This window comes from Streptomyces sp. 378, from assembly GCF_030124145.1.
GTDB lineage: Bacteria > Actinomycetota > Actinomycetes > Streptomycetales > Streptomycetaceae > Streptomyces.
In genome coordinates this window covers 100150-113601 of the sequence record NZ_JASKMS010000009.1, presented here as the reverse complement: position 1 = coordinate 113601, position 13452 = coordinate 100150, and the positions used below count along the sequence as shown (strand labels likewise).

General features: G+C 70.1%; 11 protein-coding genes and 1 pseudogene. 7 read left to right on the top strand and 5 right to left on the bottom strand.

All coding sequences use genetic code 11. From position 1 onward, the window contains the following. Window positions 1-181: 181 nt before the first annotated feature. Window positions 182-1993, top strand: a complete 1812-nt coding sequence (locus QNO09_RS15105) for a S8 family peptidase (RefSeq protein WP_283970688.1) — start codon at window positions 182-184, stop codon at window positions 1991-1993. 1158 nt (window positions 1994-3151) lie between these two features. Further along, window positions 3152-4531: a D-alanyl-D-alanine carboxypeptidase family protein gene (locus QNO09_RS15100; RefSeq protein WP_283970687.1), complete on the top strand. Its 1380-nt coding sequence runs from the start codon at window positions 3152-3154 to the stop codon at window positions 4529-4531. 35 nt (window positions 4532-4566) lie between these two features. On the opposite strand, the gene QNO09_RS15095 is transcribed toward QNO09_RS15100, so the two are convergent. Beyond that, window positions 4567-5763, bottom strand: coding sequence for a cytochrome P450 (locus QNO09_RS15095; RefSeq protein ID WP_283970686.1), 1197 nt, complete (start codon window positions 5761-5763; stop codon window positions 4567-4569). 162 nt (window positions 5764-5925) lie between these two features. Here QNO09_RS15095 and QNO09_RS15090 point away from each other — a divergent pair, with 162 nt between their 5' ends. After that, window positions 5926-7479, top strand: coding sequence for an FAD-dependent oxidoreductase (locus tag QNO09_RS15090; RefSeq protein WP_283970685.1), 1554 nt, complete (start codon window positions 5926-5928; stop codon window positions 7477-7479). Window positions 7480-7707: 228 nt separating this feature from the next. Next, a pseudogene (locus tag QNO09_RS15085) lies at window positions 7708-7833 on the top strand (deoxyxylulose-5-phosphate synthase); the annotation flags it as partial. Window positions 7834-8061: 228 nt separating this feature from the next. Here QNO09_RS15085 and QNO09_RS15080 read toward each other — a convergent pair. Continuing rightward, a complete protein-coding gene (locus QNO09_RS15080; RefSeq protein ID WP_283970684.1) occupies window positions 8062-8637 on the bottom strand; it encodes a hypothetical protein in 576 nt (191 codons plus the stop codon). A gap of 428 nt (window positions 8638-9065) precedes the next feature. Then, window positions 9066-9233 carry a hypothetical protein gene (locus QNO09_RS15075; RefSeq protein WP_283970683.1) on the bottom strand — a complete coding sequence of 56 codons (168 nt, stop codon included), beginning with the start codon at window positions 9231-9233 and terminating at the stop codon, window positions 9066-9068. Between the two features lie 242 nt (window positions 9234-9475). On the opposite strand from QNO09_RS15075, the gene QNO09_RS15070 reads away from it, so the two are divergent. The 3 genes from QNO09_RS15070 to QNO09_RS15065 all read left to right on the top strand — a co-directional run bounded on the left by QNO09_RS15070 (window position 9476) and on the right by QNO09_RS15065 (window position 11956). After that, the gene (locus QNO09_RS15070) at window positions 9476-9826 is read left to right on the top strand and encodes a peptidase inhibitor family I36 protein (protein ID WP_283970682.1); all 351 of its coding nucleotides are present in this window, start codon (window positions 9476-9478) and stop codon (window positions 9824-9826) included. A gap of 202 nt (window positions 9827-10028) precedes the next feature. Continuing rightward, window positions 10029-10556, top strand: coding sequence for an Imm21 family immunity protein (locus QNO09_RS39950; protein ID WP_502962296.1), 528 nt, complete (start codon window positions 10029-10031; stop codon window positions 10554-10556). Window positions 10557-10804: 248 nt separating this feature from the next. After that, window positions 10805-11956, top strand: coding sequence for a S1 family peptidase (locus QNO09_RS15065; protein ID WP_283970681.1), 1152 nt, complete (start codon window positions 10805-10807; stop codon window positions 11954-11956). 294 nt (window positions 11957-12250) lie between these two features. Here QNO09_RS15065 and QNO09_RS15060 read toward each other — a convergent pair whose 3' ends face one another. Together QNO09_RS15060 and QNO09_RS15055 are read right to left on the bottom strand one after the other, a co-directional pair. Next, window positions 12251-12970: a cation efflux transmembrane domain-containing protein gene (locus QNO09_RS15060; protein ID WP_283970680.1), complete on the bottom strand. Its 720-nt coding sequence runs from the start codon at window positions 12968-12970 to the stop codon at window positions 12251-12253. After that, window positions 12970-13305 (bottom strand): ArsR/SmtB family transcription factor, encoded by a 336-nt coding sequence (locus tag QNO09_RS15055; protein ID WP_283970679.1) that lies wholly within the window; start codon window positions 13303-13305, stop codon window positions 12970-12972. The genes QNO09_RS15060 and QNO09_RS15055 overlap by 1 nt, the downstream gene beginning before the upstream one ends. Window positions 13306-13452: the final 147 nt, after the last annotated feature.

The window sequence follows — 13452 nt, the reverse complement described above, 5'->3', positions numbered from 1 at the left end:
TCGGGTCGAGTCCGGGGGACGGCGGATCGATCCGGAGCGTGGCCAACCATTTATCGGGGCCGGGCGATTGAGGTGCTGAGCCCTCTTCCCTTGTCATGCCCACTTCTGAGATCTTGCGTCGACCCAATCGACCCACGGCCCGGTCGCTGCCACCCCTCGCGCCGGGCTCTCGGAGGATGCTGTGACAACCCCCCGCATATCCCGGCACCGTCTCAGACGGTCCCTGCTGTCCGTCGCCGCCGCCGGAGCGGCTCTCGCGTTCGCCACGCCCGCCGGCGCCGCCGACCTGGGCACCGGCCTTCCCCCCGGCCCTGCCGCGGCCCGCGCCGCAACGCCCGCCCAGTCCGCCGCCGGATGGGCCGCGGGCACCCGCTCCTACCTCGTCATCACCGCTCCCGGTGACACCTCGGCCGCACGCAACGCCGTCACGGCGAACGGCGGTTCCGTCTTCGCGCACTACGACGCGATCGGCGTCGTGGTCGCACACTCCGCTTCGGCCGGCTTCGCCACCGCCATGCGCTCCGTCACGGGCGTGCAGAAGGTGGGCGCGACCCGCACCTCGGACGTCCCCGCGGACGCCTACTCCCCCACCCTCCCCAGTGCTCCCCCCCAGTCGGCCACCACGCTCACCGAGACCGCGCGGTGGGACATGACCAGGATCAAAGCCGACAAGGCCTGGGCCGTCAGCACCGGCTCGCCGTCCGTCACGGTGGGCGTACTCGACACCGGCGTCGACGACCGGCACCAGGACATCGCGCCCAACTTCGACGCCGCGAACTCCCTCTCCTGCGCCTACGGCAAGGCCGACACCCGGGCCGGTGCCTGGCGCGACGTGGGCACCCACGGCACACACGTGGCAGGCACCGTCGCCGCCGCCAAGAACGGCAGGGGAGTGGTGGGCGTCGCTCCGGGCGTGAAGATCGCCTCCGTGCGCATCGCGGAGCCGGGTACGAGCATGTTCTTCGCCGAGAACACCATCTGTGGGTTCATGTGGGCCGGTGACCGAGGCTTCGACGTCACCAACAACAGTTATTACACGGACCCGTGGATGTTCAACTGCCCCGACGACCCGGACCAGGCGGCCATCATCGAGGGGGTGAGCCGGGCGCAGGAGTACGCGGAGGGCAAGGGCTCCCTCCAGGTCGCGGCAGCGGGCAACTCCAACTACGACCTGGCGAACAAGCGCACCGACAGCTCCAGCCCGAATGACTCCACCCCCGTCAACCGCACCATCACCAACGCCTGCGTCGACATCCCGACGGAACTGCCCGGCGTGGTGACCGTCGCGGCGATGGGCAACGGGAACATCAAGGCGTCCTACTCCAACCTCGGCCGGGACGTCATCGACGTCGCGGCCCCGGGCGGCGACGGAGCCTACGGCGTCTACTCGACGCTGCCCGGCGGCAAGTACGGGAACATGAACGGCACGTCGATGGCCTCACCGCATGTGGCCGGTGTGGCGGCGCTGCTGAAGAGTGCCGATCCGGCCGCCACCCCCGCTGAGCTCCGCGCACGGCTGGGCACCCAGGCCACCGATATCGCGTGCCCGTCCGACAGCCGCTGCACCGGCACCACCGCGAAGAACGCCTTCTTCGGGGAGGGTCAGGTCGACGCGCTGAAGGCCATCGGCGGGACCGTTCCGCAACCCGGCCCATACTTCGAGAACACCGCCGACGTCACCGTCGCCGACAACGCCACGGTGGAGTCCCCGATCACCGTCACCGGTGTGACGGGCAACGCCCCGGCCGCGCTGAAGGTCGGTGTCGACATCAAACACACGTACCGGGGAGACCTGGTGCTTTCGCTCGTCGCCCCTGACGGAACGGTCTACGCCCTGGAGGACTTCGCCGACCGTGACAGCGGGGACGACGTGGTGCAGACCTACACGGTCGACGCCTCGTCGGAGACGGCCTCCGGTACGTGGAAACTGCGTGTCCGTGACACGGCCACACAGGACACCGGGCGGATCGACACCTGGAACCTCACCTTCTAGCACCAGGTTTCCGCCGCGTGCATGCACTCCTCGCGGTGGGGCGGCGTCACCACCGCCGCACCGCGAGGACCGTGAAGGCCGGAGCGAAGGGCGGTGCTCGCTACCGTCGCGCCTCCCCGCCGCGGAGCGAATATGACCGAATCGCAACAGGAACCCGTGATGGGCAACTTTTCCGCCAGCTCGATCATCTCAGTACGCGACATGGTCAGACGCAGGTAAGAGGGCCCAAGGATGAACGCGGTACCCGTTGATGAGACGTCCGCCCAGGGGCCGGAAGGTGAGCAGGCTCCTGACGACGGGCACAGGGCACCGGCGGAGGGGCCTGACACCGCCGACGAGCCCACGCGCTCCGCTGCCCCTTCCCGGGAACCAGCGGATGCGGCGGGCTCGGACACCGACTCCGCGGAAGATCCGGAAGCCCGCCCGGAAGCCCGCCCGGAGGCCGGACCGCAGCAGGAGGCGGCGCCTGCCCCGAAGCCGGGACCGGGACCCGGACTGGGACCCGAGTCTGGGTCTGAGCCCGAGCTTGAGCCCGCGGCCGAGCGTGACACCGACGCCGAGCCGGCATCCGACGAGGCCGAACCGGACACCGAACCGGAGCAGGAAGCGCGAAGTGGAGCGGAATCGAATGCCGCACCCGATGCCTCCGAAGCGGAACCGCACGCCGAGCTGGAACGGGAGGCGGCGCCCGCGCCCGAGTCCGAGCCCGCGTCCGACTCCAAGCCCGCGTCCGACTCCAAGCCCGCGTCCGAGTCCGAGTCCGCGTCCGCGTCCGCGCCTGCGGACGTGCTGGACATCGACGCGGGTTCCGCCGATGCCGACGCCGGGGACGGGGACGGAGGCGGGGAAGCGGTGGCTCCCTCACCGGAGCCGAAACGGGAGCCGGAGACAGAGCCGAAGCCGGGGTCAAAGCCGAAGCCGGGGTCGCAGCCGGAGCCGGAGTCAAAGCCAGAGCCGGGGTCACAGCCAGAGCCGGAGTCACAGCCAGAGCCGGAGTCACAGCCAGAGCCGGAGTCAAAGCCAGAGCCGGAGTCACAGCCAGAGCCGGAGTCACAGCCAGAGCCGGAGTCACAGCCGGAGCCGGAGTCACAGCCAGAGCCGGAGTCACAGCCAGAGCCGGAGTCAAAGCCGGAGCCCCAGCCAACCATCTCCCTACGCGTGCCTGCACCTGCGCCCGCTCCCTCACCGGACGTACGCCGCGACATAGCCGACCCGGAGCGGACACGGGAAGCTCCGCTCCCGCCGCTCGATCTGCTCGCGCAGCTCACCAACACTCCCCCGCCGACCGAGACCCCCGCCAGGACCCTCGTACGGCGGATCAAGATCTGGACTCCGCTGTTCCTGCTGCTGGCCGTGGTGTTCATCGGCGTACAGGTGCTGCGGCCGCTGCCGGAACCGGCGCTGGGCGGCGCCAGGGCCTCGTACGTGCTGCCGGGCCGCTTCGAGATTCCGTGGCCGGACCACGGGCAGGGCGCGGTGCGCATTCCCGGCAGCGGCCAGGTCGCCGTGTTCGGTCAGCAGAAGCCCGCGCCGACGGCCAGCGTCGCGAAGATCATGACGGCGTACGTCATCCTCAAGGAACATCCGCTGAAGCAGGATGAGGAGGGGCCGCGGATCGCGGTGGACGCCAAGGCCGTCGAAGAGGGGAAGGCCAAGCACGAATCCCGGATCGAAGGCCTGACCGCCGGGGCGACGTTCAGTCAGCAGGACATGCTGAAGATGCTGATGATCCCGTCCGGCAACAACATCGCCCGGTTGCTGGCCCGGTGGGACGGCGGTGGCGACTCCACTGCGGCCTTCGTCGGGAAGATGAACGCGGCGGCCGAGGACCTCGGCATGGACGACACCACCTACACCGATCCGAGCGGGCTGGACCCCAGGACCGTGAGCACAGCCGTCGATCAGCTGAAGCTGGCGGAGGCGGTCATGAAGTTCGACGTGTTCCGGGCGATCGTGGCCATGCCGAACGCCGCGATCAAGGGGCTGTCCGAGCCGCTGTACAACAACAACGACAGCCTGCTGCTCGCCGGTTTGAGTATCAGGGGCATCAAGACCGGTTCCAGCACACCGGCGGGCGGCACACTGGTGTGGGCCGCGTACAAGACGGTCGGCTCGCATACGCCGCTGATCCTCGGCTCGATGATGGGCCAACGGGTCGACGGACCCGACCCCAACGCCACCAAGAGCCTGAAGCTGGTGAAGTCCAACAGTGAGAAGGTCGTCGCGGCCGTCCGCACGGGTCTCGGGTCCGTGACCGTCGTGTCCGAGGGCCAGGTCGTCGGGCACCTGGACGACGGCTTCGGCCGGCGCACGCCCCTGGTGGCCGCGAAGGACCTCCAAGTCATCGGCGTGCCCGGTCAGAAGCTGAGTGCCGTCCTGAGCGCCGACGGCAAGACGCTTCCCCGCACCGCCGCGGCCGGCACCGAGGTCGGCACGCTGACGGTGGGCAGCGGGCCGCAGGCCCCGTCGGTCCCGGTGACGGTGCGGAGCCGGCTTGCGGAGCCCACGTTCATCGACAGGCTCACCCGCCTGGGCTGACGACCTCTTGGCCGACGGGCCCACAGTCCGCGCCCTCACCACGTCACGGGCAGCTCCACGGGGAAGCGACGGATGGTCTGGGTGTCCCAGGGGACGTCCTGGGCGGGTACCGCGAGGCGGAGCTCGGGGAGGCGGGTGAAGAGGACCTCGATCGCCGTCCTGAGTTCCGCGACGGCGAGTGTGCTGGCGATGCAGTGGTGGCCGCCCCAGCCGAACGTCATATGGGGATGAGAGGAGCGGTGGACGTCGATGACGTCAGGGTCCGCGAACACCGCCGGGTCCCGGTTGGCCGCGAGGTAGGAGACGTGGACGAAGTCACCGGCACGGATCACCGCTCCTTCCAGTTCCACGTCCTGCAGCGCGACGCGCGGGATGCCGACGCCCTTGCGGAAGGGGATGTGCCGCAGGAGTTCGTCCAGCAGCCGGGGCAGTTGTTCCGGGCGGTGCCGCAGCAGGGTGCGAAGCTCGGGGCGGGTGAGCAGGGTGTAGGCGATGTTGCTGATCTGGCAGGTGGCTGTGTCGTTGCCGCTGAGGATGAGAGTCAGTGCGAGGACGGCCAGCTCGTCGTCGCTCAGGGGCTCCTCCCCTTGGTCGCAGGCAGCCATGGTGTTGATGAGGTCGCTGCTCCCGTCCTCGCGCCGTTCGGCGACCAGCGTGGTGAAGTAGGCGCGCAGGTGCTGCTTGGCCTCGGCCGCCGCCTGCCGGGCATCGGGCGCGGTGGCGAGCATCTGCTGTGTGTGGCGCAGCATGAGGGGCCGGTCCGGGGCGGGTACGTCCATCAGGGCGCAGATGGTGTGGTTGGGCAGTTGCGCGGACAGGTCCTGCGCCAGGTCGGCCGGCGGCCCGTGCTCGACCATCTCGTCCACGAGCCGGTGGGCCACCTGTTCGATGGCCGGCGTCATGCGCTTGACGCTGCTCTGTGTGAAGGCCCGTGCGGCGGCATGGCGTAGCCGGGTGCTCCGCGGGGGGTCCATGACGTTGATCGACTCCGGGGAGACGATCGGCTCGGGGGTCATCCGGGGGTAGTCCCGTCCGACGATGGCGGCCCGGCTGAACCTGGGGTCGGTCGTCACCTGACGTACACCGTCGAAGGTGGTGACCAGCCACGCCTCGGCTTCGCCGTAGGGCAGTCGGATACGGCTGACCGGGCCGCTGGCCATGAGCTGTGCGAGGGACGGGTCGAAGGCGAGGTCCTCGCTGAAGTCGAAGGGGCAGGCGGCGGGGTGAGCCATATGTACTCCTGTACTCCTGAGCGCGCGCGGCGGTGCGGCCATGTGGGCGGAACCGGTGGACTCGGGCCACGGCCGCCCGGCCCGTGGGGGACATTTCGCATAGTGCGGCAGAGCGCCGCTCCGTGCATCCAGTGCCGGTCAGACGGCAGAAAGCAGGGAGACGTGCCCGATCCCACCCTTCAGACACCACGGCAGCCGACTGTGGACGTGCTGGTCGTCGGCGGCGGACCGACCGGCCTCACCCTCGCCTGCGATCTGGCCAGGCGCGGCGTGCGGACCCATGTCATCGAGGCGGCCGACGAGCTTTCCGCCGGTTCGCGCGGCAAGAGTCTGCAGGCACGCACGCTGGAGACGTTTGACGACTTGGGCGTCGACGACGCGCTGAAGGCGGCCGGCGCCGCCTTCCCTCCCATGCAGACCTGGCGCGGCGGCGAAGGCCAAGGCGAGTGGCAGCTCATCGAGCCGGACCCCGAGGCCCCGGTGTCACGTCACCCGCAGCAGTGGCTGGTCCCCCAGTGGCGTACGCAGGACATCCTGCGCGACCGGCTGCTGGAGCTGGGCGGAACCCTGGAGTGCGGTGCCCGGCTCACTTCCCTCACTCAGGCGGACACGCACGTGACGGCCGAGGTGGCGCGGTCCGACGGGGGCCGCCGCGTGATGACAGCCCTGTACCTGGTGGGCGCCGACGGCAGCCACAGCGCGGTGCGCGAGTCGTTGGGCATCGCCATGAAGGGTGAGGATCGAGGGCTGCGCTCGGCAGTGGTGGCGGACGTACGGGTCAGGGGCCTGGACCGAGACCACTGGCACATCTGGCCCGACGACCCGCCCGGGGAACTGCTGCTGTGCCCGCTGCCCGGAACGGCCTACTTCCAGCTGAACGCCAAGATCACCGGGGAGGAGTTCACCGCGACGCCCGAGACCGTGCGCAGTCTGGTCGCCGCCCGCACCCATCTACCCTCGGACGCCGTCACGGACGTGCGGTGGTGCTCGTTCTACCGGCCCCGCACCGCACTGGCCGAACGTTTCCGCCAAGGGCGCGTCCTGCTCGCCGGGGACGCCGCTCACCTCCACCCGCCCGGCGGCGGCCAAGGGCTGAACATCGGCGTGCAGGACGCCTACAACCTCGGCTGGAAGCTCGGCCAGGTCATCGCCTGCCACGCCCCGGACACGCTGCTGGACAGCTACGAGGCCGAGCGTCGGCCCGCCGCTGCGGGCGTCCTGGACCTCAGCGCCCGCCTCTACCGAGCCGGTCGCAAGCCCGAGGACGGTGACCAGTCCCGCTACCGCGGGCGGGTCTGCCATCTGCTGTCGGTGCACTACCGCGGCAGTGAGCTTTCCGTCGACGCCCGCGAACGCCGCTCTCCGGCCGGAGTCCAGGCCGGCGACCGCGTGCCCGACCTCGCGTGTGTCACCGCCGACGGCCCCTGCCGGAACCTCTTCGATCTGCTGAGAGGCCCACACTTCACGCTGCTCGCGGTGAACTGTGCACCGCCCGCGGTGACGGCGGGTATCCGCACACACCAGGTGACGGACGGGCCGCTCGCCCGGGAACTCGGCACAGGACTGTTCCTGATCCGCCCCGACCACCACATCGGTCTGGCCGCCGACGGCCCGGAACGGCTCGGCCGCTACCTGGCGCGCTTCGGTCTGCGGAACACCGAGACGCAGAGGACGCTCGGCGCCGCTGATCCTGTGCGTCGCGGGGCAGGCGGGTAGGCGGCTTCCGTCCGGCCCGTGCCGACGACGCCCGCTGGGGGCCGGACGGCGCTGCCGCTCACCATCAGCCCGGTGCGGTGACCGATCGGCCGAGACGCCGGGCGAGGAACCGGACCGCGCTGTCGGCCTCGAACCCGGGCAGTTCCATGTGCTTGCGGGGAGTGTCTTGTTGCCGAGGCGCTCCCGGCGAGGCCTGTGTCAATCGCAGGCCGTGACGGGAAGGGGGAGCACCACTGCTGCGGAGGGCCAGGGTACCGACCTCGGAAGCTGCGCGAGATACGTGAACGGATGACGTACGCGCAGCGCAGCGGCACACCGATCGCTGAAGCCCTCGCACGGCGTGACGTGCCCTGAAAGGCAGCATCCCCGCTTGCTTGACCGTGCTTCTGCCACCACACCTCACTGGACGGTCGATGCCGGTCCCCTGGCGTGCAGCGCACCGCCCCCTGCATCACCCCGCACGGGCACAGCCCAGGGCTCTGGTGCGGGCAGACCCGGCGCGGACCTGCACTCCCATTGCTGCGACTTCCGCGCACAACCAACTGCTTGAGACGACCCCGCACCACATTCTGAAGCGACCGGTCAGCAGGGCCTGACGTACCAGACGGGAGTCCAGTTGTAACTCGGCTCGCTGTGGGTAGCGCCAGGCGTGGTGAAGATGACGTTGCGGTTTTGGTTCTTGAACAAGGCGCGGGTGCCCGGCGTCTGATGGTTGTAGTACGAGCCGTCGCCGGTCCAGTTCTGCAGTGCGTAGTCCTGGCAGTGGTACAGGGCGAGTCGGTCACCCAAGCCGAGTTGCTGACGGAACATGCAGAAGTACCCGTAGTCGCACTCCCACTGTGCCGCGGCACGGCTTCCGGCCGACGTGCTCAGTTCGCGCGCGTACTTCTCCCCGGGGACGGTGACCGTGAGCGTGGCACCGTCGGCCAGGACGATCTCGTTCGCCGAGACCTGCCGTCCGTCCTGGCGGGCAAGGTAGCGGTCCATCTTCGCCTGGAGAGCGTCGGCTTGGTCTCGGCTGAGGCCGGCAGCGCGGGCCTGTTCGTCGAAGGCCGCGTGGGGCGGTGTCGTCTCGGCGGAGGCCGGTCCGGCCAATCCCACTGCCAGGAGCGCCACCGTTGCAGCCGCGAGCGATGCGTACCGCTTCAGTAGGGACATGCCATTCCTTTCGTGATGAAGCAAGGGCACCGGGAAAAATGTCCGGTGCTGGTCCGACTCCACCGGGCCCCTCCGGCGTGAAAAGCAGGAGCGCCGATGACCACGTGTGCCGCAGACAGGTGCTCTGCGGTATGCCCGGGAACGTATCCGAGCCGGCCTCCGGTGTCGTCCTGACACCTGTCAGGACGACCCTCGGTATGCCGGGGCGGCTGCCCGGCGGTTGACGGTCCGGCTGGGCCTGCGGGACTTGCCGGGCATGGACGATGCGTGATCTCGACGGGTCGCACGGCCGGGCGCTCAAGGGGGGTACGGCGTAGTTCGGGCGACTCCGCGACACAGTTTCAAACGATCGGTAAGGGCCCGTCGGCAGCTTGCCGACGGGCCCTTATGCGGACGCCCTTAGCAGGCCTTCCGGCCCAGGGGCGAAGTCACCGTCTGCGGCTCCAGCCGCCGCCGACGCCGGCCACCTGCAGAGCCAGGCACAGCAAGCCCAGCAACATGACGTTCGTCGAAGAGAACACATCGTTGGTGCTGATCTCTGCCGCGTTGATCAAGAACGCGAAGAAGAACAGCACCGCCGCGACTATGCCGAGCATGAAACGAGCTCCTCTCGAAGGGGGTGAAGCCCGTATGCCCCGACTCCGCCCCGGCAGACACCAGACTTCCGGCCGACCCGTCCCCGCGGGTCCCGTCCGGTGTACACGGGGACGGACACGGTCGGCTCGTGCCCCCTGGCGAAGTGATGCTCGGCCGCGGATCACTCCGCCGGGCGATACCGGCTCGCTTGCCCCTCCGGAAGGATCAGCGCGACCCTTCCTTCTCCCCTTTCGAGAATCGCATGCAGCTGCGTTCTTGGGGCTTTGTCGCCGCTCTGTCCCTGGCCACCCTCGTCGTGCCGAGCACGAGCGCGTCAGCCGCCGCGCCACCCCCGTGTCCCGGCGGTTCGGTCTGCTTCTTCAGTGAAACGGACTTCCGCGGCTCGAGATGGGAATGGACGGCCGCCAGCGGCTACCGCGACCTGCCTCCACAACTCCATGACAACGTCGGCTCGTTCGTGGCCGGCACCGACGCCTGCTTCATCAACTGGGCGCCGAAGGAGACGCGTCAGGTGCACAACGGCGACTGGCGCCGCGCGTACAAGGGCGATTTCGGCGGCCGGATCGACGGGGTCGGCAGCGGACGCTGCTGACTGCGCCCCACCGCCACAGTGTCGCTCGCTCGGGGAACGGTCACCGCGGCCGTTCCCCGAACGCCTGCGTCACGGCCCTCCCCTCGGGCCGCATCCCCCGCAACGGGCGGGGAACGGGCCGGGAACGGCACGCTGACACCATGAGCGCTTCCCCGTCTACCGAACCGGACGCGTCCCCGCCTCTCCCGTCTGGGTGGAGTCGATGGGCCGACCCTTGAACGTCACCCCGGTCTCCGCGTCGGCCGCATGGCGCGGATGTACGGAGACGGCGGTCATGGCGGGAGACGCCACCGCTCCTGACGACTACGACCGGGCCTGCGCGGTGGACGATCTGGCCGGTGTGATCGCTGTGTGGGCGAGAGTGGTGCGCAGGCACTGGTGCTGGCGGTCGAGCCGGCCACCAGCTGCCATCTGCCCGAGCGGGCGGGCTTTCCCACGGTGGCTCGCCGCCGACTCCGCAACCGGGTCGAGGGCCGCGGCCGAGGCCGTACTCACGGACCCGGCCACCGCTTGGGAGACGTGCGGCACGTGGGTGTCGGACGGTCCAGCCGTGCTCATGGACTGCCCCGAAGGAGAGTCCGAACTCGACACCGCGTATCCCGGCGGCGGGATGCCCGCCCAGGCACCGGTCCCGCTGCGCGTCGGCCCCTTCAGAGTTCTGGCCACCCACACGAAGACGGACGGGCGAAACCGGGTGGGCCTGGTTCGGATTCTCCCCGTCGATGGCTGAACCAGTCGTGGCGTGGGTGCAGTTCACGAGGCGTCCACTGACGGACGGTCACGGTTCGGCGTGATCGTGCGGTCGTCTATTCGGGCGCCGGGTACGCGACAAGCTTGCGTCGTCCGACTGCACACGGCCCGAGAAGAGGCCTAGACCTTCCCATGATCACCGGCTAGGCTCTGCCGCGCATATTCCGAGAGCGCTCTCAAGCTCTGCTGTTCCACCCCCACCCTGCTGGAACAACGAAGGGGCATCCCTTGAGACGCACCACCATCCTGCGCACCGGCCTGTCCGCTCTGCTCCTGCTCGGCTCCTGGGCGACCGCGAGCGCCCTGCCGGCTTCCGCCGCGGAGGGTCCCACCCGCTCCACCGAAGCACCGGCGTCCGCCGATCTCCTGACCGCGATGCAGCGCGACCTGGGGCTGACCCGAGACCAAGCGGAAACACGCCTGGCAGCCGAGAAGGCGGCGACAGCCGTCGAACGCAAGGCGCGCAGTGCCGCCGGTTCGGCCTACGGCGGCTCCTGGTTCGACGCCGACAGCGGCAAACTCACCGTCGCCGTCACCCGAGCCGCGCGCGCCGACGCCGTACGCGCGAGCGGAGCCGCCGTTCGCCTCGTGCGGTACGACGCCCGCCAACTCGACGCGGCGAAGGAGCGGCTCGACGCGCTGCGAGCCCCTGCCGGAGTCGGGAGTTGGCACGTGGACCCGAAGGTCAACAAGGTCGTCGTGAACATCGTCACGTCACACCGGAACGACAACGATGTCCAGGCCTTCCTCTCCCGAGCCCGTCAGGCCGGTCCCGTGACGGTGCGACACACCCCCGCCGCACCGCGCACCTTCGCCGCCGGCACTGTGGGCGGCGATCCCTACTACACCGGCAACGTGCGCTGTTCCATCGGCTTCTCGGTGCACGGAGGCTTCGTCACCGCCGGGCACTGCGGCTCACCGAGCGCGGCGGTGTACGGCTGGGACCGGTCCTACATCGGCAACTTCCAGGGGTCGTCGTTCCCGGGCAACGACTACGCCTGGGTGAACGTGGGCAGCGGCTGGTGGACCGTACCGGTGGTGCTCGGCTGGGGCACGGTCCCCGACCAGCTCGTCCGCGGCTCTGCCGAGGCCCCGGTGGGTGCGTCCGTCTGCCGTTCCGGTTCCACCACCCACTGGCACTGCGGCACGGTGCTGGCGAAGAACGAGACGGTGAACTACAGCCAGGGTGCCGTCCACCAGATGACGAAGACCAGCGTCTGCGCCGAGCCCGGTGACTCGGGCGGCTCCTTCATCAGCGGCGACCAGGCCCAAGGCGTCACCTCGGGCGGCTGGGGCAACTGCCGCAGCGGCGGCGAGACCTGGCACCAGCCCGTCAACGAGATCCTCAACCGGTACGGGCTGAGGCTGCACACAGCCTGACCGATCACCGGCACACCGAGCGGGCCCCGTCGATGCAACCGGCCGACGGTGCCCGCCCGGACCCCACCTCCTCTTCGGAACTCGAGGCTCCTTCGCGCTGGACGGCGGCGGCCAACAGCCGGACAACGTCCAGGCCAGGAGGGGGCGCAGACGCGGATGACGGCGGCGGACAGGCCTACGGGCGCGGTCACTGTCGACATCAGCAGCCCGGCCGCCGGCCCGCCCCTCCGCGGGCGACAGCCCGGCCGGTATCGGGGCAGTCGCCCGCGGAGGGGCGGGCCGGCAACGTGATGTTCACGAACAGCAGGCGCGGCCCGTGCCACAGCCGCACGCGTCGCCTGCTCGGGACTCCGTTCGGGTGTCGTCCGCCGGGCCCGCAGTGGGGACGCAGCAGCCCTTGCCCTGCCAGGCGTCGCGGCCTTCCCTGACGGCCATGCCGGCGATGACGAGGGCGGCGAGCGGGTCGGCCCAGGACCAGCCAAGGGTGGCGTTGAGGACCAGGCCGACGAGGAGGACTGCCGACAGGTAGGTGCACAGCAGGGTCTGCTTGGAGTCGGCGACCGCACTGGCGGAACCGAGTTCGCGACCGGCGCGGCGCTGGGCTGCGGACAGGAACGGCATGATCGCCAGGGAGAGGGCGGCGAGGACGATGCCGGGGATGGAGCGTTCGGCTTCGCCGGTGCCGGTCAGGGCGCTGACGGCGTCGACGGTGACGTAGACGGCGAGGGCCAGGAACGAGACCGCGATGATGCGCAGGGTGCGCTGCTCGCGCGCTTCCCGCACCGCGTGGTCCGCTGGGGAGAACTGCCAGGCGACCGCGGCGGCGGAGGAGACTTCGATGACGGAGTCGAGCCCGAAGCCGATCAGGGCGGTGGAGGAGGCGATCGTGCCGGCGGTGATGGCGACGATCGCTTCGATGACGTTGTAGGCGATCGTGCCGGCGACCAACAGCCGTATGCGACGGGTGAGTGCGTCGCGGCGGGCGGGGCTCGGGCCGAGGGACAGCGCGGTCATCAGCAGCACCCCTTCGTGTCGGCGTCGGGACAGGTGCGATCGGTTTCCACGGCCACCACGGCGGTGCGCAGGTGGTCCAGTGCGTCTGCGATGCGGTCGTCGGCGAGTTCATAGCGCGTGCGGCGGCCGTCCGGGATGGCGACGACCAGGCCGCAGTCGCGCAGGCAGGCCAGGTGGTTCGACAGTCGGGTGCGGGAGACGCCGAGCGTCTCGGCAAGGTCCGACGGGTGGGCGGGCGCCTTTCGCAGGGCCAGCAACAGCCGGCAGCGGATGGGGTCTGCGAGAGCGCGGCCGAAGCGCGTGAGCACCTCGACGTCCGGGGCGATGGTCAGCACCCCATGAGAGTACAAGAAATCCTGAATTCAGGAAGACCTGAACTATCGGCTTCCGGCTGGCTGCGCGGTGACGCGTCGACGTGGCGCGCCCGCGCAGGGTCGGTGGCTGGTGCCGCCGGGCCCCACGTGGGGTCCGATACTCACAGC